This window comes from Pseudarthrobacter sp. PH31-O2 (assembly GCF_030063265.1).
Taxonomy (GTDB): Bacteria; Actinomycetota; Actinomycetes; order Actinomycetales; family Micrococcaceae; genus Arthrobacter.
The window spans coordinates 1-22,794 of sequence record NZ_JASIST010000005.1 but is presented as its reverse complement, the minus strand read 5'-3'; the positions used below and the strand labels follow the sequence as shown (position 1 = coordinate 22,794).

Here is a 22,794-nt window from a genome sequence, read left to right as displayed (position 1 = left end):
ACAGGGGGTATCAGCGGGAGCTGTCCGGGATCCCAGACCCAACTAGCTCGCAGTTATTGTCGTTTTGGGCGCTCAAAACGACACCTACTGCGAGCTAGTTGGGCCGGGGCGGCCGTGGATCCGGACTGAGAGCTCGTCCGCGACCTTCCGCACCCTGGCGGCCAGGGCCGGCCACTGGTCCGCCGGCAGTTTGTCCTCCAGGAACGTCACGGCAACGGCGGCCGTCGGCCAGCCCACGTGGTCGGTGACCGCGGCGGCGATCGAACCGAAGTCCGGTGTGACTTCCCCGTGCTCGGTGGCGTAGCCGCGCTGCCGGACCTGGTCCAGATGCGAGGACAGTGCCGAGTACTTCATGATGGGCGATTCCGTCTCGTGCCGGGCGCTGAAGGCCGCGGCGTTCGGGTACAGCGCCCGGACCTGGGACTTGGGCAGCGCTGCGAGAATGGCGCGCCCGCTCGCGGTGAGGTGGCTCGGCAGCCGGACCCCGACGTCGGTCACCAGCGACGGGCGGTTCTTCGCCCGTTCCTCGACGATGTAGAGCACATCGCGGCCGTGCAACACGGCCAGGTGCGCACTCTCGCCGATCACGTCCACCAGCGAGGCGAGCATCGGCCGGCCTAACCGGGACAGCGGCTCCTGCCGCGAATACGCCGAACTGAGTTCGAAGGCACTGATGCCCAGCCCGTAGCGCTGCTCCTCATGCAGATGCATCACAAAGCCATTGGCCTCCATCACACCCAGCAGGTGGTAGACGCTGGAGCGCGGCAGGCCCAACGCGGTGGCTATGTTTGAGGCCGCCATCGGCCCCCGCCTGGAGGCGAGCAGCTTGAGGATGCGGAGGGTGTTTTCCGCGGCCGGAACCTTGGAGACCGACTTCGAGGTGGTGTCGCTGGCCGGTGCGGCGCTGGCTGTTGTGGTGCTGGTGGGGGCTGGCATGGATCCTCATTTACGTTGCACGGTGTCCGGTATCCCGTACTTAAGCATGCCCCCGGGAGGGCGCCCCGCACAGCCCAAGCCCGCTGCAGTGTCTGGTATGCCGGACATCCAGTGAGCTGCCCGCCGGGATCCCGGGCCGGCTCCCGGCATTGCGGTTGACAAGTAGTCGGCGCTGCAACCCAAGTGGTGCCAGCTTCGGTAGGGGTAGAAGTTACTCGTGTGACGAAAGGGACTGAAGGTTACATTGGCTGCACGGCGGCACCGGACCGGCCGGAACGCTGGCTGGGGAGCCCTGCCGCGGCCGGCCCGGGCTCGCCGTATCTCCGAATGGCACGCCTACCGAGGGAGTGGTTCAGATGGTTTTCCCCGCATCTCCACACACACAACGCCAAAGACGCACCATGGCCGGTTTTCTCTCCGGAAAAGTGGGCCGGGCAGGAACTCCACGGATTCCGTTCCGGGTGGGACAGGTCCTGATTGGCGATGATCCCTTCAACGGCCGGCACCTGGGCAAAGTGGCTGTCATCGAGGCTCCCTACGTGGGCCTCCGGACAACCGGCAATTCCCCCGATGACGTGGTCTTCTACGATTACCGCCAACTCCAGAGCCCCGACTAGTGGACAGGCCAGAAGAAATGAGCGCAGCGAACGTGTCCTCGCACTTCCTGACCATCGCGGAAGTCGCGGCGGCCATGCGGGTCTCCAAAATGACCGTGTACCGGCTGGTGAAGTCACATGCCATCGCGGCGGTGCGGGTGGGCCGGTCCTTCCGGGTTCCCGAGGACGCCGTCAACGACTACATCCGCCGCTCCACAGAACCGGCCACGCCGCGACCGGACAGCGACACCGGCGAGGACCCGTCGGCTGCGCACTAGCGGGCCGACCAGCCGCCGTCCATCGTGTAGCTCGCTCCGGTGACCATACCGGCGCCGTCGGAGGACAGCCAAGCGACGAGGGAGGCGACCTCCTCCGGTTCCACCAGCCGCTTGATGGCGGCCTCGGTCAGCATGATGTTGGCGAGGACCTCGGACTCCGGGATCCCGTGCACCTTGGCCTGGTCTGCAATCTGGGACTCGACCAGCGGCGTCCGGACATAGCCGGGGTTGATGCAGTTGGAAGTGACGCCATGCTGGCCGCCTTCGAGCGCGGTGACCTTGCTCAGGCCTTCGAGACCGTGTTTGGCGGAGACGTAGGCACTCTTGAACGGCGAGGCGCGGAGCCCGTGCACTGACGACAGGTTGATGATCCGGCCGAAGTTGTTCGCGTACATGTGCGGCAGCGCTGCCCGGATCAGCAGGAAGGGCGCCTCCAGCATCAACGTGATGATGCGCCGGAAGTCTGCCGGGTCGAAGTCCTCAATCGGGCTGATCCGCTGGATGCCGGCGTTGTTGACAAGGATGTCGCAGTCCAGGCTGACGGTCTCAAGCGCCTCGACGTCGAGCAGATTGACCGCCCAGGAGGTGCCGCCCACCTCGTCGGCGAGCGCTGCTGCGCCGGCCTCATCCAGATCCGCGATCACCACTTTCGCACCGCGTGCTGCGAGGGCGCGGACGCTGGCGGCTCCGATTCCGCCGGCTCCGCCGGTCACCAGCGCTTTGCGCCCGTTCAAGCTGCTCTCCATGTCTGCACTCCTCAGTTTCGCGGTCGTCAACGGCCCAGAGGAGGCGCGAGGCACGTCACTGAGCAGCTTCACTGAGTATTGCCGCACAAAGTGGGCGATTCAATGGTCAAACAAGCACGTCTTATGTGCAGAATTGCAGATATGAATGCAAACCCTGACGACTTGCTGGTGCTCCTAGCCGTCTCCCGCTCCGCGAAGTTCACCACTGCAGCCCAAGCCCTCGGGCTGAACCATACGACGGTCTCGCGCCGGATCGCTGCCCTGGAGAAGGCTTTGGGCGGGCGGGTGCTCTCGCGTGCCTCCGGCGGCTGGGAGCTGACGGATCTGGGTGCGGAAGCAGTGCAGGTCGCCGAGCGGGTGGAGGCTGCGATCTGCACACTCGAACAGCCGGGACGGGCCCCGGACCCGATCACAGGCGTCGTCCGGATGACCGCGACTGACGGCTTCAGCGCTTACATTGCGGCCCCGGCCGTGGCGAGGCTGCGCCGGGACCATCCGGGACTCAGCGTCGAGATCATCACAGTGACCCGGCGGGCACTCCAGCAGCGTTCCGGGCTGGACATCGAAGTCGTGGTGGGCGAACCGCAGGTGCACCGGGCCGCGGCCGCCAGGCTGGGTGAGTACATGCTCGGCATGTACGCCTCCCGCGGCTACCTCGCTGAATACGGCACGCCCACAACTATCGAGGAACTGACCGCCCATTCACTGGTGTATTTCGTCGATTCCATGCTCCAGGTGGACGATCTTGACGCACCGCGGCGGCTGGTGCCGACCATGCGGGACGGGCTGAGCTCCACCAACGTCTTTGTCCACGTGGAGGCGACCCGTGCCGGTGCCGGCATCGGCTTCCTGCCCTGTTTTGCGGCCGACCTGCACCCGGACCTGGTCCGCCTGCTGCCGGCGCAGTTCGCCGAACTGCTGCCGTACTGGATGGTGCTGCGGCCTGACTCCATGCGCCGGCCCGCCGTCGCCGCCGTGGTGCAGGCGCTTCGGGAGCAGACGACAGCGCACCATGAGTCGCTGATGGGCCGGGGACGGATGTCGCCCGCGGCCCCGTAGGCGCCGCGCCGTCCCCGCCGCAGCAGGACCGCTAAGAAGCAGCCTGCGACGGCGGGTCCGCGGCCGGAGGGTCGTGACGGACTGACGCGCCGGCGGCAAACGCCCGAACCTTGGCGTCGTTCCAGATATGGGCAGGCACCCCGCCGCCCAGCAGGCGTCGAGCCAGCCCGGGATCGTCGTCGAACGGCACATCGCTTCCGGCCATGATCATATTCCCGAAGCGCCTGCCCTTAAGCATGGCCGGATCGGCGATGATCACTGTGTACTTAAAAGCGTCAGCGATCGTCGCCGCGTCCTCGCGGGCATTCCGAAGGTCCGGCGCGTCACCCGAGTTGACCACGTACATCCCACCGGGTGCCAGGACGCCCCGGGCGTACTCGTTGAACTCCCTGGTAGTAAGTGGGCGCGGCGTCAGCGAGCCGGCGAAAACGTCCCTGATGATCAGGTCCCGGGTCTGCGGCGTCAGGCTTTCGGTAACCGCGCGGGCCTCCCCCACCCGGAGTCGCATCAGCGGGGCCTTCGGCAGGTCGAACCAGCCCCGGACATACCCGGCCAGTTTGCCGTCGAGCTCCACCACCACCTGGCGCGCGTCCGGGTAGGCGGCGTGGAAGTAGCGCGCCAGCGAGCACGCTCCGCCGCCAAGGTGCAGGGCACGCAGTTTGGGCCGGGAATCCCGGGCCCAGCGGGATTCCACCAGGGCCGAGATCCAGCGCATGTACTCGAAGTCAAGGAACAAGGGATCGGCCAGATCGATGTGCGAGCTCATCACACCATTGATCCGCAACAGCCAGCCGTTGGAGTTGTCCTGGTCCGCGATCAGCTCGCAGTCACCGGTGTCGATGTAATAGACGCCTTCTACCGGCCCGTCGGGGCGGGTTCCCTTCGGGAGTTCCACCACCCCAGCCGTCCTTTCGGTGCTGCTTCGGCCAGCAGCCCGGCCCCGCTTCGCCATCAGCTGTGCACCGTTTTGCTCATGATTCAAGCGTAGTTCACCGCTCTGCGCGGCCGTCACCATGAGCCGGAGGCGGCGGGCGCACGCCGATCCGTCATCACAAAAGAAATAAAGCAAAGGGTACTTACTATTAGGTAGTAATCATGCTTAGTATTTACTCCCCAGCAATTGCTGGTTTGTGATCAGCAGCCGATCGTGAAAAGAGCGCGAAGATGACAGAGAACCACTGGCCCCAGGGCGGCAGCAACGGCACTCCTGCGGCTACCCAGCAGACGGCCCTCCGGCCGGAATCCACGTTCCCGCCGCCGTCCAACGGGTCCGCAAAGACCGACGCCGCCAAGGATGAGGCGGCGGATGTGAAGCGCCAGGCCGCGGATTCGGCCCGGAACGTGTCCGAGACGGCCAAGACGGAAGCAGCCACTGTTGCCGCCGAGGTGAAGACGAACGCCCGGGATCTCCTGCAGCAGGCGAAGTCGGACCTCACGGATCAGGCCGGCACGCAGCAGCAGAAGGTAGCCGCGGGCCTGCACTCCATTTCCACCGAACTGCACACCATGGCCGCAGCTTCCGAACAGCCCGGCGTCGCCACCGACCTGGTGCGCCAGGCCGCCGAACGCTCCTCGGCCGTCGCCGGGTGGCTCGATGGCCGCGATCCGGGCTCGCTGCTGACCGAGGTGAAGTCCTTTGCCCGCGAGCGGCCCGGCACCTTCCTGCTCCTGGCGGCCGGAGCCGGCGTGCTGGCCGGCCGGCTCAGCCGCAGCCTCAGCGCCGGCGCACCGGAACCGGCCGCCGCCGGTGCCACCGCAAACCCCGGCACCAGGGTCCCGGACACCGGCAGGGCAGTCCCGCCGCCGCCCGTGCAGCTGCCCGCCCCGGAAACCACGACGGCGGGCTTCGCGGACACGTACCCGCCGGCTCCCGCCGGGAATGACCCGTTCGGTGACACCGCCCGGCAGGACCGCTGGGCCTCCGAGCCTGTCGTGACTGAGCCGCTCCGGCAGGATCCGCTCCGCGATGACCCCTTTGACGGCGGCCGTCGATGACCAGCGACATGCCTCAGACCGCCGCGCACGCCAAAGCTGAATCCTCGTCCTTGGGTGACCTCCTGGGCGAGGTAACGCGGGACATGTCCACCCTGATGCGGCAGGAAGTGGAGCTGGCCAAGGTCGAGCTCAAACAGTCAGCGGCCCGCGCCGGCAAGGGCGGCGGGATGCTGGCCGGTGCCGGCGTCGCGGGCCACTTCGTCCTGCTATTCCTGTCCCTGGCGCTTTGGTGGGCGCTCGGGACGCTCCTGGGACTGGGCTGGTCCGGCGTCGTCGTCGCCGTCATCTGGGGAATCATCGCCGCAGCCCTGGCAGCCACGGGCCGCAAGGAACTCAACGCCATCAGGGGCTTGCCCCAGACCGTCGCTACGCTGCAGGAAATCCCTCCCACGCTCAAACCCACCCCCTAGATCCAGCGAGGAAACACGATGAGTGAAAACCCGGATGCCATCCGAGCAGATATTGAAGCAACCCGCGCACGGCTGGGCACGAACGTCGATGCCGTAGCGGACAAGGTCACACCGTCGCACATCGTCCAGCGGCAGACCGACAGGGTCAAAGCGAACGTCAAGGACGCCGTCTTCGGAGTGAAGGAAAAAGTCATGGGCGCTGCCGACCACACCGCCGGCAACGTCCACACCGCCGCCGGAAACACGGGTGCGCACCTCGGCAACGCCGGGGCAGCGATGGGGGGCGCCCCCGCGCAGGTCAAAACGAGGACCCGGGGCAACCCGCTCGCGGCGGGCCTGATTGCCTTCGGCGCGGGCCTGTTGGCCTCCGCCCTGATCCCGGCCAGCCAGAAGGAACGCGAAGCTGCTGATGCCCTCAAGACAGCGGCCGAGCCGTTCACCACCGAACTGACCGAGGCCGCCAAACACATGGCCGAGGGACTGAAAGAGCCCGCCCAGGCTGCGATGGAAAGCGTCAAGGCCAGCGCTGCAGATGCCACCGAGGCCGTCAAAGCCGAGGGCCAAGGCGCGGTCGCGGACGTCAAAGAGCGGACCGCAGAGGCCAAGGACACCGTCCAGCAGGCCTGATCCCGCGAGAACCCGGCCGGCCGACCTGCGCTCACGCGCCGGACGGCCGGCCGATGCGCTTAACCCGACAAAGGAAAAAATCCCATGACCCAAAACCCTGCCACGGCAGAAAATAGCAGCATAAACGACGCCGAAACCCAGGAGAGCAGCACAGCCAAGGCCCGCACGGCGCCCGCTCCGGACGATTCGCGCAAGCCGGACAGCCCCACGGACGTCACCAAACCGTCGTGGAAGTTCATCGCGAAGAAAACGCTGCGGGAATTCACCAAGGACCAGTGCCCCGACCTCGCCGCGGCCCTGACGTACTACTCGGTCCTCTCAGTTTTTCCGGCGCTCTTGGCGCTGGTGTCCTTGCTGGGGATTTTTGGGCAAGCCGAAAAGACCACCGCCGCGTTCCTGGAGATCGCCCGGGGATTCGCGCCTGCTGAAACCGTGGAAGCGATCCGCCAGCCAATCGAGCAGCTCAGCAGCTCCTCCGCCGCCGGACTCACCCTGGTGATCGGACTTCTTACCGCTCTCTGGTCCGCATCCGGGTATGTCGGGGCGTTCGGGCGGGCCATGAACCGGATCTACGAAATCGACGAGGGCCGGCCGTTCATCAAACTCCGGGGCACGATGCTCGCCGTCACGATCGCCACCGTGCTGATTGTTGTACTGCTGGCGGCCATGCTCGTCCTCAGCGGCCCCGTGGCCGAGTCCATCGGCAGCGCCATTGGTTTGGGCGGTGCCGTCCTGACAGCGTGGAACATCCTCAAATGGCCCGTCATTTTGTTGCTTGTGGTGCTTGCGATCGCCATCCTCTACTACGCGACCCCAAACGTAAAGCAGCCCAAATTCCGCTGGATGAGCCTGGGCTCGCTGATCGCCCTGGTGATCTTCCTGCTGGCATCCTTGGCCTTCGCGTTCTACGTTGCCAACTTCAGCAGCTACAACCGGACCTACGGCGCGATCGGCGGCGTCATCATCTCGCTGCTCTGGCTCTGGATCCTGAACCTGTCACTGCTCTTCGGCGCCGAATTCGACGCCGAAATGGAACGCGGCCGCCAACTGCAGGCCGGGATTGAGGCTGAGGAAACCATCCAGCTGCCACCCCGGGACACCAAGCAGAGTGACAAGCTGCAGGCGCGTGAAGAGGAGGACATCAAACGGGGCCGCGAACTCCGTGAACAGCACAGCACAGCGGGCGCGGGGGCCGTCCCGGGTCGCACTGCCGCTACCGAGGGGGATCGGCCCAACCCGCGGGACCAAAGCCCCTAGCCCGCTCCGACCCATTGAGTTCTACTGGGCGCAGTACCGACCGGAGGCGGACACGGCTGACCTGAACAAAGCGCGCGGCAATGCCTTGACTGTGCGCTGACCATGCTTCACCGGACCAATCCTTCAGAGGGGAGCTGGAGGTGACTTGGAGAGGAGGACGCCCGTGCGAGCATGGCGGGTAGGGCAGCCCGGGCCGATGAGGACAGGCCCCCTTGTGCAAGCCGAGTGCCCCGACCCCAAACCGGGCCCCGGGGAGGTATTGCTGCGGGTAAGGGTGTGTGGAGTCTGCCGCACGGACCTGCACCTGGCTGAGGGCGATCTCGCCCCGCGCCGGCCCGGTGTCATCCCCGGCCACGAGGTCGTTGGGGATGTCATTAAGTGCGGGGACGGCGCCACGCGGTTCTCACCGGGAAACCGGGTCGGCGTCCCTTGGCTTGGCGGGACCTGCGGCTCCTGCCGTTTTTGCCTGCGCGGAGATGAAAACCTCTGCCTCTCCCCCGTGTTCACCGGCTGGGACCGCGACGGCGGTTACGCCGAACTCATCACGGTGGCCGAAGACTTCGCCTACCGGCTCCCGTCGGGCTTCTCGGATGAGGAGGCCGCGCCGTTGCTGTGCGCGGGGATCATCGGCTACCGGGCGCTCTGCCGGGCCGATCTGCCCATCGGCGGTCGGCTGGGGATCTACGGTTTCGGCGGATCCGCGCATTTGGCGGCCCAGATTGCCCTTTTCCAGGGCGCGCGTGTGTATGTAATGACCCGATCCAAGGAGGCCCGGACCCTCGCCCTGGAGCTCGGCGCGACCTTCGCCGGCGGCGCCGATGAGCAGCCGCCGGATCCGCTGGACTCGGCGATCCTGTTCGCCCCGGCCGGCGGCCTGGTTCCGGTAGCACTGCGCGCCCTGGACCGTGGCGGCACCCTCGCTGTTGCCGGCATCCATCTAAGTGATATTCCGGCGCTGAACTATGCCACGGACTTGTTCCAGGAACGCCAGCTGCGCAGCGTCACAGCCAACACCCGGGCCGACGGCGAGGAGTTCCTGCGCGTCGCCGCGGAGATCCCGCTCCGGCCCACCACAGTGGCCTACCCGTTTGAGGCCGCGGACCGGGCGCTGCTGGATCTGTCCGAGGACCGGGTCACCGGAGCGGCGGTGCTCCGGATGGACTCAACGTAGCCGGCCAGTGGCGGGCAGGCCGGATCGGTCGTCCGCGCGCAGGAATTCGTGTTCCTGGCCCGGCTGGATCAGGACGCTGCGGGCGCCCACCCGCACCAGCACCGGGGCCGCGTCGCCAGGCGCTGCCGATACCCTGAGACGGTCGCGCTCCAGGTGAACGGCGAGCATCTGGTCCCGGTAGCGGACCTGGAAGTCCACGCGGCTGAGCTCGACGGGCAGCCGGGGGACGAAGTCGAGGGCATCGCGCGTAATCTGCAGCCCGGCAAAACTGCGCTGCACTACGTCGATCGTGCCGGCCATGGCGCCGAGATGGATGCCGCAGCGGGTAGTTCCGCCTTGGGTGTCATCCAGGTCCGCGTCCAGCGCCTCCCGGAACGTTTCCCACGCCCGCTCGGGATTCCGCTGCGCCAGCACCGAGGCGTGGGCCACCCGGCTGAGCGTTGATCCGTGCGCTGTCCTGGCCAGGTAGAAGTCCACAGTGGCTGCCATCTGCGCTGCGGTAACGGTATAGTCCATCCGGGCCAGGAACCGGATCAGCTGGTCCTCGCCCAGGACGTAAAGCAGCATCAGGACGTCGGCTTGTTTGGCCAGCCGGTAGTGGTTGGTGCTGTCCCCTTCCGCCTCCAGGATCAGGTCCAGCCGCTCGATGAGCCCGTAGCTTCGGCGGTAGTGGTCCCAGTCAAGTTCCCGGAGCGCGGCGTAGCCGTCGAACTGGCTGATGACGCCGTCGTCGTGGAACGGAACGAACATGCGGCGGCTGAGGTGTTCCCAGGCCGTCATCTCGGCGGCGGTGACCAGCAGCCTGGTCCGCAGTTCGTCCATGTCGAATCCACGCACGGAATGCATCATCCAGACGGCTTGGTCGAACACCCAGGCCGCCATCACGTTGGTGTACGCATTGTCGTTCAGCCCGCCGCCCGGGTCACCCGGGTTGCCGGTATGGTATTCATCCGGGCCCATAACTCCCCGGAGGTGGAAGCGGTCTTCGACCGGGTCGAATTCCGCCATGGACGCGAACAGCCGGGCGACTTCCACGATGATTTCCGCCCCATGCCCGGTGAGCCACCCGCGGTCCTGGGTGGCCTCGAAGTACTGCCAGGCGTTGTAGGCGACAGCGAGGCCGACATGGCGCTGGAGCCGCGAATAGTCCTTCATCCAGTGCCCGGACCGCAGGTTGAACAACAGCTTCGGCGTCTGTTCAGTGCCGTCACTGCCGCTTTGCCATGGGAACAGGGCCCCCTTAAGTCCCGCGTCCCGCGCCGCGTCCCGGGCCGCGCCGAGCCGCCTCCAGCGGTAATCGAGGAGCTCGCGGGCGAGGGCGGGCAGCCTCGAATTCAGCAGTGGGAGGACAAAAAGCTCATCCCAGAAGACGTGCCCCCGGTACCCTTCGCCGTGCAGCCCGCGGGCCGGTACACCGGCGTCGACTTCGGCGGTGTGGGTGGTGAGGGTCTGCAACAGGTGGAAGACGTGCAGGTTCAGGATCAGCTGGGCCTGCGAGCTGGCGTCGAACTCTATGACAAAGGGTTGGAGCAGGACGGCCCATGCGGCGTCGTGCTCGGCCTGCAGCGCCGTGAAACCGCCCGAGGCGCGGGCCAGGACGGCCCGGGCCGCCGTTCGGGGAGATGCGATGGCGTGATCGCGGGAGGAGGTCACGGCCACTGTCTTGAGGATCGTCAGCGGCGCACCCGCTGTCACGAAAACTTCGAAGCGGTGGGTGTGCAGCCCATTCAGCTGTTCGGGAATCCCTGCCCCGGGCGGCCCGTCGGACCCGGAGATTTCCGTCCGGAGCGCCAGGGCGATCCCGATTCCGCTGGTGACGGTCCGGACCTCCACTGTGAGTTCGGCGGCACCCGGGCCGTCCCCGGCCGCCGTAGCCCGGACGGAACCCAGGTGCCGCTTGGACAGCGCCGCGTCCTCGGGGACATTGGAGTTGGTGACCCCGGTGTCACAGCCGCTGCGAACGCTGACGCCGCCGTCCCAGCCGACGGCCGTGACGACCGTTTCCATCGCGGCGAGGTGCGGGACGGCCATGGACACCAAGCGGCGCTGCACCAGCAGAAGCTGCCGGCCGGTGTTGTCCTCCAAAAGCGCCTCCCGGGTCAGCACCGCCCGTTTCAGGTCCAGGGTGCGGCGCTCGCTGCGGAGCGAAAGTCCGCCCTCGGACCACCACGCCCCTTCGCCGATCCGGAGGTCCAGCGGCAGCCAGTCGGGAATGTTGACCATGTGTTCGTCGACAGTTTCCTGGTCCGCCACAACGCTGCGCAGGCTGTTGTAAACGCCGGCGAGATAGCTGCCGGGATAGTGCACGGCCCCGGCCCGGTGTTCGGGGGCGGCGCCCCGCGTGGCCAGGTAGCCGTTGCCCAGGGTGGTGAGGGCTTCGCGGTGGCCCTCATGCACCGGGTCGAAGCCTTCGTAGACCAGCAGCCACGGGTGCGTGATGACGAGTCCAATGTCCAGTTGGCTGACATCCTCGACGACGACGTCGGCGCCCGCCGCTTCCAGCGGTCCCCGGCGCCCGGACCGGTCGATGCCAACGACCAGCCCAAAGCCGCCGCGCCGGCCGGCTTCCACCCCGGCCGCTGATTCCTCGATGACCATGGCCCGGGCGGGCGGGATCCCGAGCCGCCGCACCGCTTCCAACTGCAGCGCGGGGGCCGGCTTGCCCGCAACGTCGCGGTCCAGGGCCGTCTGACCGTCGACGACGTGGTCGAAGAAGTCCCCGAGGCCGGCGGCGGCCAGCAGCGCGCCGGCGTTTCTGGCGCAGGTGGCAAGCACCACCGGAATTCGCCCCGCTTTCAGCCGGCCGAGGAGGTCCACTGTGCCCGGGAACGCCCGGACCGGTTGGTCACCGAGCAGCTTTTCGAACAGTTCGTTCTGGCGTGCGGCGAGCCCGAAGACGGTCCATTCCCCCGAGCCATCTGAGGGGTTGCCGTCCGGGACTGCCCCGCCGCGGGAGGCCAGGAAAGAGGTTACCGCGTCTTCCCACGTCCGGCCTGCCACGAGGTCCAGGTAGTCTTCGGTGCAGAACGGATCCCGGCGGGTCCCGGCTGGAAGCCGCGGGTCCTGGAGGACTGCGTCGAAGAGTTGCTTCCATGCCGCCGAGCGAAGACCGGCGGTGTCGGTGACCACCCCGTCCAGGTCAAGGATCACGGCATCGACGGGCGCCAGGGCTGCGGCTAGGGTGGGCGACTCCGTCATTCCTCAGTCGTATCAGGCCTGCGGCAACTGCGACAGTGGCGTTGTACCGCTATTCCGGCCCGCCGGCCTGATAGCCGTCAGCCAAGCAGCGAATCGAGGGTGGTAAAGCCATAGCCGGCCTGGCGGATCCGATCGATGATCCCGGGCAGGGCATCGGCGTCCAGGGTGGTCCCGTCGTCGGGATTGGAACCGATGTGCATCAGCACGATCTCCCCGGGCTGAAGGCCGGCGAGTGTCCGGTCAGCCACGATGCGCGCCGAGATCCCGCCGCTGCTGCCCTTCCAGCCCAGGGTGTCCACGCTCCAGCGGACGGCCACGTAGCCGTAGGCGTTCACGGCAGCGATGGTCCGGGCGTCGCGTTCACCGAAGGGAAAGCGGAACAGGGGCCGGGGGTCACCTCCGCCCGCGAGGATGGCCTGCTGCGCCCGAACCAGCTGGTCCCCGATCGCGGCGTCGGGGAGCCCGGTAAAACCAGGGTGGGTCATCGAATGGTTCCCCACCCGGTGGCCGCCCGCGACGATCGCCGCGACACCCGCCGGGTTGCCGGCCGCCCAGTTGCCGGTCAGGAAAAACGTGCCGCGAACGCCAGTGGTGGCCAGTGTCTGCAGGATGCTGGGCAACCCTGCGGCGTTGGCTCCGGCGTCGAAGGTCAGCGCCACCACTGCACCCACACCCGGGACTACCTCCAGATCGCGGCCGGCGAGCGCGGCGGGGAACGGGGCCGGGGGCGGCTCCGGCGCCGGGGGCGGGGGCGGCTCGGGCGCCGGGATGGCAGGCAACGGTACCGGCCCGGCCGGAGCCGTTTCGCTGGGGGTGCGGACCGGAGCGTCCGACGGCGACGAACCCGGCGTCGGGCTGCCCGGCGGCTCCTCCGACGGGCCGGCGGTGTCCACAGGTGACGACGCCGGAGCTGACGACGCCGGCGGCGGTGATGTCGGGGCAGCCGCCGGCGGGTTGGCTCTCAACACAACTGCAAGCACCACGGCGGCGGCCAGCAAGAGCACCGCAGCGGCGGCCACCAGCCACCGGCGTCGGCCGGAAAGGTTCGGCCACATGCTTGACTGTGGCACCGCCGGCGACAGCCGGACTAGGGCTGAAAGGCCCGGGCGGGCGGCGACGCTGCCGGTATCAGCCGGTCGGCCCGGTACCGGTCGAACAAGCGGATGAAAGAGTCTTCCGTGCGGCGGTAGCCGGTGAAACCCGCAAGCCGGCTCTTGCTCATATCCGTGACAACTTCGAGGTTACGGCCCAGGTCACCGTCTGTGTGCCACCAGGACGCGACCCGGGCGAGCTCGGGTTCGGCCAGCCCGTGGCGGGCGGCGATGCCTGCCCAGACGCCCTCCTGGCCGGACATCTGCTGTTCCAGCGGGCGTGGCCGGCCCTCGTACCCAACGGGTTCGACGCCGAAATAGGCGGCCAGCGCAGGCCACATGCGGCGCCAGCGGAAGAGGTCTCCGTTGACGATGTTGTACGCCTGGTCGGCTACCCCGTCGGCGGTGGCCGCCCAGACCATGTGTTCTGCCAGAAGCCCGCTGTCGGTCATGTCCGTCAGGGAGTTCCACTGCGTCTCGGAACCCGGGAAGATGAACGGCAGGCCGAGTTCCCGGCAGATGGACGCCTGGACCGCGAGCGTTAGACCCATGTTCATGGCGTTGCCGACCGCATGCCCGATGACCGTATGCGCCCGGTGCACGGACCAGCCAAAGCCCTGCCGGCCCGCGCCAGCCCATAACTCGTCTTCCTGGGCGTAGTAGAAGTTAGGCGTCGGCAACCTGGGCTCGCATTCGCGGAACGGCGTGTCCGGCATCTCCCCCGCCGCGTACGCTTCAAACGGACCCAGATAGTGCTTCAACCCGGTCATCAGGGCCACGTGTTTCACTGGCTGGCCGCTGAGGCTCGCGAGCAGGTTCCGCAGCATGGCAGCGTTGGTGTCGATGTTTTCCTGTTCCGTGTCCATCCGCGACCACGCGGTGTAGAACACGTGACTGAGCCGTTCACCCGCCAAGGCTTCACGCAGGCTCTCCACGGAGGTCAGGTCCGCGCTCACGTGCCGGACATCGCCGCGCCGGATCGGGTGCCGCGAGAGGGCCACAACGTCCCAGCCCTCATCGGCCAGCCGGTCAACCAGAGCCGATCCGGCAATGCCGCTGGCCCCGACCACCAAGGCGGTCCTCGTATCAATGGTGCCTGAACTGCTTGCCACGCTGTTCCTCCTCGTACTGTCCGCTGCGCCTCGCCGTCCCAACAGGGGGCACGGCGGGCCAGACCAAGGTCATTCTCCGCCCGCTCCAGCCTCTCACAGACCGAACGGGGCGGGCAGTAGGATAAAGGCAGTGGAGTGCGCCTCACCAACCAGCGAATGCTAAGGCAGGATATCCGTGAAAATCCTTCTCCGATATCCGCTCGTTGCAGGCACAGTCGCGGCCCTGCTCGCCGTGCTTATCCTGCTCCTGTCCGGGCAGGAGCCGATTGCGCAGATCACAGCCAGCAGCTACGCCCTGGCGGTAGCGGCCTATCTGGCCGTCGGCATGGTCCGCCGGCTGATGGGTGGCCAGTGGGGCATCGACATCCTGGCGGTCACCGCCATTGTCAGCACCGTCCTGGTGGGCGAATTCATCGCCGCCATGATCATTGTCCTGATGATGGCCGGCGGCACAGCCCTCGAGGACTTCGCCGCCGGCCGGGCCAAAAAGGAACTGACCTCCCTGCTGGAACGCGTCCCGCAGACTGCCCACCGGGAAGGGGACGGCAGCTCCGCCGCCGAAACCAGCACAGGCGGCCAGCTCGAGGATGTTGCCGCCACCGACGTCCGGATCGGAGACATCCTGCTGGTCAGACCCGGTGAAGTGGTGCCGCTGGACGGCATCCTGCTTTCTGAATCCGGCAGCTTCGACGAGTCCTCCCTCACCGGGGAAAGCCTTCCGGTGGAACGGGTTGCCGGGGACGGGCTGATGAGCGGCTCCCTCAACGGCGAAGCCGCGGTCCGGATGCGGGTCACGGCCCTGATGGCGGATTCGCAGTACAGCCGCATCGTCGCCCTGGTCAAGGAAGCCGCGGACAGCAAGGCACCCATGGTGCGGCTCGCGGACCGGTATGCCGTCCCGTTCACCGCCCTCGCGTACCTTCTCGGCGCGATCGGCTGGATCATCAGCGGCAGCCCGGCCCGGTTCGCGGAGGTGCTTGTGGTCGCCACCCCGTGCCCGCTGTTGATCGCCGCCCCCGTGGCGTTCCTGGGCGGCATGAGCCGTGCCGCGCGCGGCGGCATCATCGTCAAATACGCCGGCGTGCTGGAGCAGTTGAGCCGGATCAAAACGGTCGCCTTCGACAAGACCGGGACCCTGACCTACGGCCGCCCCTCCCTGGTCGGCGTCCGGACCTCCGGGTCCTTCACCAAGGACGACGTCCTGGCCCTGGCGGCCTCCGCCGAACAATATTCCTCCCACGTGCTCGCCGCCTCCGTAATGGAGGCTGCACGGAACCGCGGGCTCGTCTTCGAAACCGCAACGGAGGCCAACGAATTCGCCACGCACGGCGTCCGGGCACGCTTCGACGGCCGCGACGTGGTGGTTGGCAAGCCGAAGTTCGTGGCTGAATCGGCCGGCGGCGTCGAGGAAATCGAGCTGGCCAGCGGCGAACTCGCCATCTATGTCGGCGTCGCCGGGGAATTCGCCGGGGCCCTGGTGATGAGCGACCCCATCCGCGGGGAAACCCGCCGCACCTTGGCCGAGCTAACCGAACTCGGCGTTATCCAGACGGTGATGCTGACCGGCGATGCGCTTGCGACCGCCGAACACATCGCGGACGCGGCCGGGCTCACCGATGTCCGCGCCGAGTGCCTGCCGGCGGACAAGGTCGAAGCCGTCCGGGACCTGCCGCTGCGACCGGTCATGATGGTGGGGGACGGCGTCAACGATGCCCCCGTGCTGGCCGCCGCCGACGTCGGCATCGCGATGGGTGCCCGCGGCTCGACGGCGGCCGGCGAGTCGGCCGACGTCGTGATCATCCTGGACGACCTGTCCAAGGTAGCCGCGGCCGTGCGGATCGGCCAGCGCACCATCAAGGTGGCGCTGCAAAGCATCTGGATCGGCATAGCGCTGAGCGTGGCGCTGATGCTCGCCGCGGCTGCAGGCTTCGTCCCGGCCATCGCAGGTGCCTTGTCCCAGGAACTCGTGGACCTGGCGACAATCCTCAATGCGCTGCGCGCACTCAGTCCGGGCACCTCAGCGAAGGCCGGGAAGCAGGCGCCCGCCGCTACCGGGAAGCAGGCAGTTTCTCGGCTTCCGCGATCCGCGGAACGGTCCTGAGGTAGCTGTCCGGATTCAGCGAGATCGAATCGATGCCTTCACCGACCAGGAACGCCGCGAACTCCGGGTGGTTGCTGGGTCCCTGGCCGCAGATGCCGATCTTGATGCCGGCCGCATGCGCCTTTTGGATAGCCTCGCTGATCATGGCCATCACGGCCTCATCCCGCTCGTCAAAGAGTGCGGCCAGCTGCGCCGAATCCCGGTCCACGCCCAGGACAAGCTGGGTGAGGTCGTTGGAGCCGATGGAGAAGCCGTCGAAGCGGGTGGCGAACTTGTCGGCGAGGACGACGTTGGACGGGATCTCACACATCATGTAGACCTGCAGGCCGTTCTGGCCCCGAACCAGGCCGTGCTCCGCCATCACGGCCAGCACCTTGTCCGCTTCCCGGGGGGTGCGGCAGAACGGCACCATCACAATAATGTTGCTAAACCCGAGCTTCTCGCGGACCCGTTTGAGGGCGGCACACTCCAGGGCAAATCCCTCGCGGTACCGCTCGTCGTAGTAGCGGGAGGCGCCGCGGAAGCCGAGCATGGGGTTTTCCTCCGGTTCCTCGAAGGCGGAACCGCCGATCAGGTGCGCGTACTCGTTGGTTTTGAAGTCGCTGAGCCGGACGATCACGGGCCGGGGGAAGTGGGGTGCTGCGATCTTGGCGATGCCAAGAGCCAGGGCGTCCACGAAGTAGTCCTTCGGGTCGGCAAAGCCGCTGGTCAGGGCACGGATCTGCTCGGCCTCGTGGGGGTCGGTGACCCGCTCGGGGTGAACCAGCGCCATCGGGTGGACCCGGATCAGGGCGCTGATGATGAATTCCATCCGGGCGAGCCCGACGCCGTCGGCCGGCAGCCGCCACCACTGGAAGGCTGCCGCGGGGCTGGCGATGTTGACCATAACTTTGGTGTGCGTCTCGGGCAGTTCACCGAGGTCCACGTCCTCGGTCTCAAACGCGAGGCTGCCCTGGTAGACCCGGCCTTCGTCGCCTTCGGCGCAGGAAATCGTCACGGACTGGTCTTCCGCGAGGACAGTGGTGGCATTGCCTGTACCCACGACTGCGGGTACCCCGAGTTCCCGGCTCACGATCGCCGCGTGGCTGGTAGGGCCGCCGCGGTCGGTCACGATGCCTGCTGCCCGCTTCATAATCGGAACCCAGTCCGGGTCGGTCATCTCGGTGACCAGGATGGCGCCGTCGCGGAAGTTGTCAATGTCAGCGGCGCTGCGGATCACGCAGGCCGTGCCGTGGGCGATGGAATCGCCGATCGCGGCGCCGCGCACCAGTACGCTGCTCGCCTCCAGCAGGTGGTGGAGGGTGAACCGGGAGCCGGTTTTTTGCGACTGGACCGTTTCCGGCCGGGCCTGGACCATAAACAGTTCGCCGGTCACACCATCCCGGGCCCACTCCATGTCCATCGGCCGGGCATAGTGCTCTTCCACGCTCACGGCCCAGCGCGCCAGCGCGAGAATCTCGGCGTCGTCCAGGACAAAAGCGCGGCGTTCCGCGTCGGAGGTGTCCACCATTTTGGTGCGGGCGTGGCCGCCCCGGCTGTAGACCATTTTCCGGTCCTTGGAGCCCAGCGTCTTTTCGATAATCGGAGCGAACTCCGGCTGGGCCAGGAGCGGCTTGAAGACGACGTATTTGTCCGGATTGATGGTGCCTTGGACCACGGTTTCGCCAAGCCCCCAGGCGGCGCTGACCACTGCCACGCCCGGGAAGCCGGAATCAGTGTCGATGGAGAACATCACGCCGGAGGCGCCGACGTCGGAGCGCACCATCCGCTGCACACCGATCGAGAGCGCAACGTCGAGGTGGTCGAAGCCCTTGACCTCGCGGTAGCTGATGGCACGGTCGGTGAACAGTGAGGCGTAGCAGCGCCGGCAGGCGTCCAGGAGTTCGCGTTCCCCGGCGATGTTCAGGAAGGTCTCCTGCTGCCCGGCGAAGCTCGCATCCGGCAGGTCCTCGGCGGTGGCGCTGCTGCGGACAGCAACGGAGAGCCGGTCCACCCCGGCCCGCTCCCCGAGTTCCCGGTAGTGGGAGCGGATGGACGCGGCGGTGTCCTCGGGAAACTCACTGTCCAGGAAGAGCTCCCTGATGGCTTCCCCGGTGGCGCGCAGGGACGTTTCGCCGGCGCGGTAGGACTGGATCTGTGAGCGCATCGCCGATTCGATGCCGTTGGCCTCGATGAACCGGCGGTAGGCGTCCGCGGTGGTCGCAAAGCCGCCCGGCACGCGCACACCCTTGGTTTTGAGGGACTGGATGAGTTCGCCGAGGGAGGCGTTTTTGCCCCCCACCTGCGGGACGTCACCCATACCGATCTCTTCAAACCACAGCACCGGGGATTCAGCCATGTCGCAACTCCTGCTTTCGGCAATTGGGAAGGAAAACACTGGACACGATGGTGACCGCTGGCGTCCGGCGCCCCTGGAGCCATCCTGTGGCGGCGGACCATCCGATGTCAGAGGCTTTGGACCTTGAATGCCGCGGCGGCCCGAGCGACCCGGCGGTGACGGACCGTTTTGTAGAGCCAGTCCGCAAGCAGCACGGCTGGGATGGCGGCAAGGGCCACGGCCAGACCGCCGGGCGAGGGCGGGGCTTGGCCCAGCAGCGTTGCCAGCGGCCCGAGGAACAGGAAGACCGCCAACAGTCCCAGCTCCGCCAGCACCGCCCAGATCAGCAGCCGGTTGCTGAACCAGCCCAGCCGCCACGGCGGCACGCTGGCGCTGCGGCAGGCGAAGGCGTTAGCGAGCTGGGCCAAGACCACTGTGGTGAACGCGGCTCCGGAGGCGGCCATCAGCACATCCGCCGCGGGCAGTGCCGCCCCGGGGGTCCAGCCCGCACCGAACAGGACAGCGGTGTACGCCGTCATTTCGAAGACCGCCTCGACCGGCCCCAGCACTCCGAACACCCGGATCATCAGCCCCCGGTCCATCAGGTGCCGCCGCTCCGGGGGCCGTTTCAGTGTTCCCTTGCTCGGGGCCTCGCTGCCCAGCGCCAGCGCGGGCAGCAGGTCGGTGCCGATGTCGAGGGCCAGGACCTGCAGCACGCTCAGCGCCAGCGGAAACCGCCCGCCGGAGAGCGCCCAAATGACAAAGGGAGTAAGTTCGGCGACGTTGTCCGTCAGGTGGTAGGTCAGGAAGCGCCGGATGTTCGCGTAGGTGGCGCGTCCCTGCTCCACTGCGGCGATGATGGTGGCGAAGTCGTCATCGAGCAGCACCAGGTCCGCCGCCTCCCGGGCCACGTCCGTGCCGCTGCGCCCCATCGCCACACCGATATCCGCCTGCCGGAGTGCCGGGCCGTCGTTGACGCCGTCGCCGGTCATTGCCACGACGTGGCCGCGGCGTTGCAGCAGGCGGGCGACCCGGAGTTTCTGTTCCGGGGTAACCCGGCTGACCACCACCCCGTCGCGGTCCAGCAGCGCGGTCAGGACGGCGTCGTCCTCGGGCAGGTGGTGTCCCTCCAGCACAAGCTCCGGGGTTCCGATCAGCCCGGTCTCCCGGGCGATGGCGGCTGCCGTGAAGGCATGGTCTCCGGTAACCATGGCCACTTTGATTCCGGCCCCGCGGGCCGCCTCGAGCGCCACCCGGACCTCGGCGCGGGGTGGGTCGTGCAGGCCGATCAGCCCCAGCAGCGTCAGTCCGCGTTCAACGTCCTCAAGCTTGAAATCGGCGCCGGGCAGGCCAGGCAGGCTCCGCTCGGCGACGGCCAGTACCCGGAGCCCGTGCGAGGCCATCTGGTCGACCATTTGCACGGCGCGGTCGGCGCCGTCGGCACCGTCCCCGCCCGCCCCGCCACACAGCGGAATCACGGACTCCGGGGCGCCCTTGACGTACAAGGTGGTCCCAGCGATTGCGGATTCCCGCAGCCGCCGGGGATCGAAGGCGAAGCGGTGCGACACCGCGGGCTCAGCGGGGCGCTGTCCGGTTCCTGCCAGCCGGGCCGCCAGCGCATCGATGGCGGCCTCCATCGGATCGCCCTCGACGATCCACTGCCCCTCGTGGAGCACCGCACGGCCCACGGACGCGGCCAGCGCCGCGGTGCTGAGGTGCCCTGCCTCCCCGGTTCCCGTTCCGGTGACCTCGGCCTCCGGGCCGTACCCTGCGCCGATGATGCTGACCAATCCGGCAGGGGTCCAGACCTCGACGGCGTTCATCCGGTTCTGGGTCAGGGTCCCGGTCTTGTCCGTGCAGATAAAGGTGGTGGAGCCGAGGGTCTCCACCGCTTCCAGGTTCCGGACGAGTGCGTTGCGCCGCGCCATCCGCTGCGCCCCCACCGCCAAGGACAGCGTGACCGTCGGCAGCAGGCCCTCGGGCACAAGTGCCACGGCGACCCCGATGGCAAACAGGAAGGCGTCCCGCCAGGAGATTCCCACCAAAAGGGAGAGGACAAAAAACAGTACGCCGATGCCCAGTGCCATCGCGGCCGTGATGCGGACGATCCGTTGCAGTTCCCGGGCCAGGGGGCTGGGCGGCGCCTCGACCTTTCCGGTCAGGGCCGCGATTTCGGCGAGCCGGGTCTTCCCGCCGGTGCTCGCGACCACACCTTCAGCCTGGCCGTTAACCAAAAAAGTCCCGCCAAACACGGTGTCGCCGGGGATCTTGGCGAGCGCCTCGCTTTCACCTGTGAGCATCGATTCATCCACGGAACAGCCTGCCGCCAACGCCAGCCGGAGATCCGCCGGGACCCGGTCGCCGGCAACCAGTACGACGGCGTCGTCGGGCACCAGCTCGGTGGTGTGGACCTTGATGATGCGGTTATCCCGCCGGACCGAGACCATCGCCGGGAGCAGTTCGCGCAGCTTCGCTGCGGCATGCTGAGCGCGCTCCTGCTGGATGTAGGCGAACACTCCGTTCACCAGGATCACAACGACGATCGCGATGGCCAACTGCGGCATCCCTGCCAGGTAGGCCAGCACGGAGGCGCACCACAGCAGCACGGCGAAGAAATGCGTGAGTTCGGCCAGCAGCCTGCGCCAGCCGGGTACCGTGCCGGCCTCCGGGAGCTTGTTCGCCCCGAAGTGTTCCAGCCTCCGGGCGGCCTCCGCCGAACTCAGTCCCGCGACGCCCGGCACGGCTCCGGCGCTCGGGCCGCCGACGCCGCTCCGTCCGGAAGTGGCCCCCGGCGTCACGGCTCCCCGGAGCCGCTTAGGCGCAACATTGCGGACCAACCCGGATCAGGTAGCTCATGGCTTGAGGGTGCGCCTCCACGCCCGGCCCACGTTAGGGCCAAAGGTCACGGCGGGTGTGGACGAGGGACTGCCACGAGGAATCCCGCAGTCACCGAAACGGCTGCACCGGCTCATGGCAGCGGCAATTCGGTCAGGTGGTTGTGAGCCACAAAATGTCAGTTTCCGAAGTCGTCTGCACGGAATGTCCACACTCGTCTGCACTACCCACTAAATTTCCGTAGGGAACGTCCCACGGAACACTTCTCGACCAAGCGGTTTCACTGCCTGGTGGGCATCCGTCCGCCAGGTAATGCGTGGTGTCGACCCCGCCGTCGCAAATATCTCCGGCATGCACGCTTAGGCTTGTTGTCCAGCCATCCCGTCGACGCCTGCGACGGTGGACAGTAGCGGTGGCCCTGATCTGGCTCAACACGCACGCCCGGATGAGTTGCTCCTCTTTAACGTCCTGGCCATGGTCGCCGAATTCGAAGCCGACCTGATCCGCTCACGAACCCGTGAGGGAATGGCCGTCGCCAAGGCGAAGGGCCGCCTGCGGGGGAAGCAGCCCACGCTCTCAAAAAACAGGAAGCGCACCTGGTCTGCGTACACCGGGCAGCGACCCACACGACCGTGGAACTGGCCGAACTCTTCGCGGTCGCGCGTTCCACCGTCTACGGCACCATCAAACGCGCAGGCGACCCCACGGGACCGCTTAGCGTGGAATTTCGTCGGAGCCCCGAGCGAAGGCCTTAACGCAATAGCCGCAACCGTTCCGTGCAGACATCTTCGATGCAAAACGCCGAGTTGCGCAGGCGGGTTCAAGCAACTAAATGTTCAGAGTCGTCTGCACAACCCCGTACTTTAACGGGTGCTTGTGCAGACGACTCCGAAAAACGACACTCTTGAACGCGCCTGATTGCTTGTAGCGGAAACGGTCGTTATCTAGAGTCCGGTCAGACGTGGCCATGACGTCCAGCACGCGGCTCAGTGGATCGGAAATCTTCCTGGTGGACGTAGTTATCTTGAGCCGTCTATCAAGCGGCCCCGCCTGGGCGCCGTTCCG

General features: G+C 67.4%; 17 protein-coding genes and 1 pseudogene. 10 read left to right on the top strand and 8 right to left on the bottom strand.

Going from position 1 to position 22,794, the window contains the following annotated elements:
- Positions 1-84: 84 nt before the first annotated feature.
- The gene (locus tag QMG72_RS09215; protein WP_226773448.1) at positions 85-936 is read right to left on the bottom strand and encodes an IclR family transcriptional regulator; all 852 of its coding nucleotides are present in this window, start codon (positions 934-936) and stop codon (positions 85-87) included.
- A 401-nt stretch (positions 937-1,337) separates the two neighbouring features.
- Here QMG72_RS09215 and QMG72_RS09210 point away from each other — a divergent pair, with 401 nt between their 5' ends.
- Positions 1,338-1,553, top strand: coding sequence for a hypothetical protein (locus QMG72_RS09210; RefSeq protein WP_226773449.1), 216 nt, complete (start codon positions 1,338-1,340; stop codon positions 1,551-1,553).
- A gap of 17 nt (positions 1,554-1,570) precedes the next feature.
- Positions 1,571-1,810 carry a helix-turn-helix domain-containing protein gene (locus tag QMG72_RS09205; RefSeq protein ID WP_226773450.1) on the top strand — a complete coding sequence of 80 codons (240 nt, stop codon included), beginning with the start codon at positions 1,571-1,573 and terminating at the stop codon, positions 1,808-1,810.
- On the opposite strand, the gene QMG72_RS09200 is transcribed toward QMG72_RS09205, so the two are convergent.
- Complete coding sequence (locus tag QMG72_RS09200; RefSeq protein ID WP_226775899.1) at positions 1,807-2,556, bottom strand: 3-hydroxybutyrate dehydrogenase; 750 nt, start codon at positions 2,554-2,556, stop codon at positions 1,807-1,809. The genes QMG72_RS09205 and QMG72_RS09200 overlap by 4 nt on opposite strands.
- Positions 2,557-2,697: 141 nt before the next feature.
- Between QMG72_RS09200 and QMG72_RS09195 the strand changes: the two genes are divergently transcribed.
- Positions 2,698-3,615: a LysR family transcriptional regulator gene (locus QMG72_RS09195; RefSeq protein ID WP_283480319.1), complete on the top strand. Its 918-nt coding sequence runs from the start codon at positions 2,698-2,700 to the stop codon at positions 3,613-3,615.
- A gap of 31 nt (positions 3,616-3,646) precedes the next feature.
- Here the strand turns inward: QMG72_RS09195 and QMG72_RS09190 are convergent, their stop codons facing one another.
- A complete protein-coding gene (locus QMG72_RS09190) occupies positions 3,647-4,567 on the bottom strand; it encodes a spermidine synthase (RefSeq protein WP_226775897.1) in 921 nt (306 codons plus the stop codon).
- Between the two features lie 212 nt (positions 4,568-4,779).
- On the opposite strand from QMG72_RS09190, the gene QMG72_RS09185 reads away from it, so the two are divergent.
- From QMG72_RS09185 to QMG72_RS09165, 5 genes are all read left to right on the top strand, one after another.
- Positions 4,780-5,610 carry a hypothetical protein gene (locus QMG72_RS09185; RefSeq protein WP_226775896.1) on the top strand — a complete coding sequence of 277 codons (831 nt, stop codon included), beginning with the start codon at positions 4,780-4,782 and terminating at the stop codon, positions 5,608-5,610.
- A gap of 8 nt (positions 5,611-5,618) precedes the next feature.
- A complete protein-coding gene (locus QMG72_RS09180) occupies positions 5,619-6,020 on the top strand; it encodes a phage holin family protein (protein WP_282359520.1) in 402 nt (133 codons plus the stop codon).
- A gap of 18 nt (positions 6,021-6,038) precedes the next feature.
- On the top strand, positions 6,039-6,647 hold the full coding sequence (locus tag QMG72_RS09175) for a DUF3618 domain-containing protein (RefSeq protein ID WP_226775894.1): 609 nt from the start codon (positions 6,039-6,041) through the stop codon (positions 6,645-6,647).
- Positions 6,648-6,731: 84 nt separating this feature from the next.
- Positions 6,732-7,904: a YihY/virulence factor BrkB family protein gene (locus QMG72_RS09170; protein WP_226775893.1), complete on the top strand. Its 1,173-nt coding sequence runs from the start codon at positions 6,732-6,734 to the stop codon at positions 7,902-7,904.
- A 163-nt stretch (positions 7,905-8,067) separates the two neighbouring features.
- A complete protein-coding gene (locus QMG72_RS09165) occupies positions 8,068-9,075 on the top strand; it encodes a zinc-dependent alcohol dehydrogenase family protein (RefSeq protein ID WP_226775892.1) in 1,008 nt (335 codons plus the stop codon).
- Here QMG72_RS09165 and QMG72_RS09160 read toward each other — a convergent pair.
- The 3 genes from QMG72_RS09160 to QMG72_RS09150 all read right to left on the bottom strand — a co-directional run bounded on the left by QMG72_RS09160 (position 9,067) and on the right by QMG72_RS09150 (position 14,476).
- The gene (locus QMG72_RS09160) at positions 9,067-12,273 is read right to left on the bottom strand and encodes an HAD family hydrolase (RefSeq protein WP_282359519.1); all 3,207 of its coding nucleotides are present in this window, start codon (positions 12,271-12,273) and stop codon (positions 9,067-9,069) included. The two genes, QMG72_RS09165 and QMG72_RS09160, sit on opposite strands and share 9 nt — an antisense overlap.
- 77 nt (positions 12,274-12,350) lie before the next feature.
- On the bottom strand, positions 12,351-13,328 hold the full coding sequence (locus QMG72_RS09155; protein WP_283480316.1) for a polysaccharide deacetylase family protein: 978 nt from the start codon (positions 13,326-13,328) through the stop codon (positions 12,351-12,353).
- Between the two features lie 32 nt (positions 13,329-13,360).
- Positions 13,361-14,476 (bottom strand): SDR family oxidoreductase, encoded by a 1,116-nt coding sequence (locus QMG72_RS09150; protein WP_226774650.1) that lies wholly within the window; start codon positions 14,474-14,476, stop codon positions 13,361-13,363.
- Positions 14,477-14,651: 175 nt separating this feature from the next.
- Between QMG72_RS09150 and QMG72_RS09145 the strand changes: the two genes are divergently transcribed.
- Entirely contained in the window at positions 14,652-16,577 is a 1,926-nt protein-coding gene (locus tag QMG72_RS09145) for a heavy metal translocating P-type ATPase (protein WP_226774651.1), read from the top strand.
- Here the strand turns inward: QMG72_RS09145 and ppsA are convergent.
- Together ppsA and QMG72_RS09135 are read right to left on the bottom strand one after the other, a co-directional pair.
- Complete coding sequence (gene ppsA, locus QMG72_RS09140) at positions 16,525-18,915, bottom strand: phosphoenolpyruvate synthase (protein WP_283480315.1); 2,391 nt, start codon at positions 18,913-18,915, stop codon at positions 16,525-16,527. The genes QMG72_RS09145 and ppsA overlap by 53 nt on opposite strands.
- Before the next feature lie 107 nt (positions 18,916-19,022).
- The gene (locus QMG72_RS09135) at positions 19,023-21,635 is read right to left on the bottom strand and encodes a cation-translocating P-type ATPase (protein ID WP_226774696.1); all 2,613 of its coding nucleotides are present in this window, start codon (positions 21,633-21,635) and stop codon (positions 19,023-19,025) included.
- A gap of 547 nt (positions 21,636-22,182) precedes the next feature.
- On the opposite strand from QMG72_RS09135, the pseudogene QMG72_RS09130 reads away from it, so the two are divergent.
- Positions 22,183-22,484, top strand: a pseudogene (locus QMG72_RS09130) (recombinase family protein); the annotation flags it as partial.
- Between the last annotated feature and the right edge of the window lie 310 nt (positions 22,485-22,794).

Bases quoted from the DNA above. Each gene is read 5' to 3' on its own strand.
- QMG72_RS09185 (WP_226775896.1), top strand. From the start codon at position 4,780: ATGACAGAGAACCACTGGCCCCAGGGCGGCAGCAACGGCACTCCTGCG.
- QMG72_RS09175 (WP_226775894.1), top strand. From the start codon at position 6,039: ATGAGTGAAAACCCGGATGCCATCCGAGCAGATATTGAAGCAACCCGC.
- QMG72_RS09160 (WP_282359519.1), bottom strand. From the start codon at position 12,273: ATGACGGAGTCGCCCACCCTAGCCGCAGCCCTGGCGCCCGTCGATGCC.
- ppsA (WP_283480315.1), bottom strand. From the start codon at position 18,915: ATGGCTGAATCCCCGGTGCTGTGGTTTGAAGAGATCGGTATGGGTGAC.
- QMG72_RS09195 (WP_283480319.1), top strand. From the start codon at position 2,698: ATGAATGCAAACCCTGACGACTTGCTGGTGCTCCTAGCCGTCTCCCGC.
- QMG72_RS09205 (WP_226773450.1), top strand. From the start codon at position 1,571: ATGAGCGCAGCGAACGTGTCCTCGCACTTCCTGACCATCGCGGAAGTC.
- QMG72_RS09200 (WP_226775899.1), bottom strand. From the start codon at position 2,556: ATGGAGAGCAGCTTGAACGGGCGCAAAGCGCTGGTGACCGGCGGAGCC.
- QMG72_RS09210 (WP_226773449.1), top strand. From the start codon at position 1,338: ATGGCCGGTTTTCTCTCCGGAAAAGTGGGCCGGGCAGGAACTCCACGG.
- QMG72_RS09190 (WP_226775897.1), bottom strand. From the start codon at position 4,567: ATGGCGAAGCGGGGCCGGGCTGCTGGCCGAAGCAGCACCGAAAGGACG.
- QMG72_RS09180 (WP_282359520.1), top strand. From the start codon at position 5,619: ATGCCTCAGACCGCCGCGCACGCCAAAGCTGAATCCTCGTCCTTGGGT.
- QMG72_RS09155 (WP_283480316.1), bottom strand. From the start codon at position 13,328: ATGTGGCCGAACCTTTCCGGCCGACGCCGGTGGCTGGTGGCCGCCGCT.
- QMG72_RS09170 (WP_226775893.1), top strand. From the start codon at position 6,732: ATGACCCAAAACCCTGCCACGGCAGAAAATAGCAGCATAAACGACGCC.
- QMG72_RS09215 (WP_226773448.1), bottom strand. From the start codon at position 936: ATGCCAGCCCCCACCAGCACCACAACAGCCAGCGCCGCACCGGCCAGC.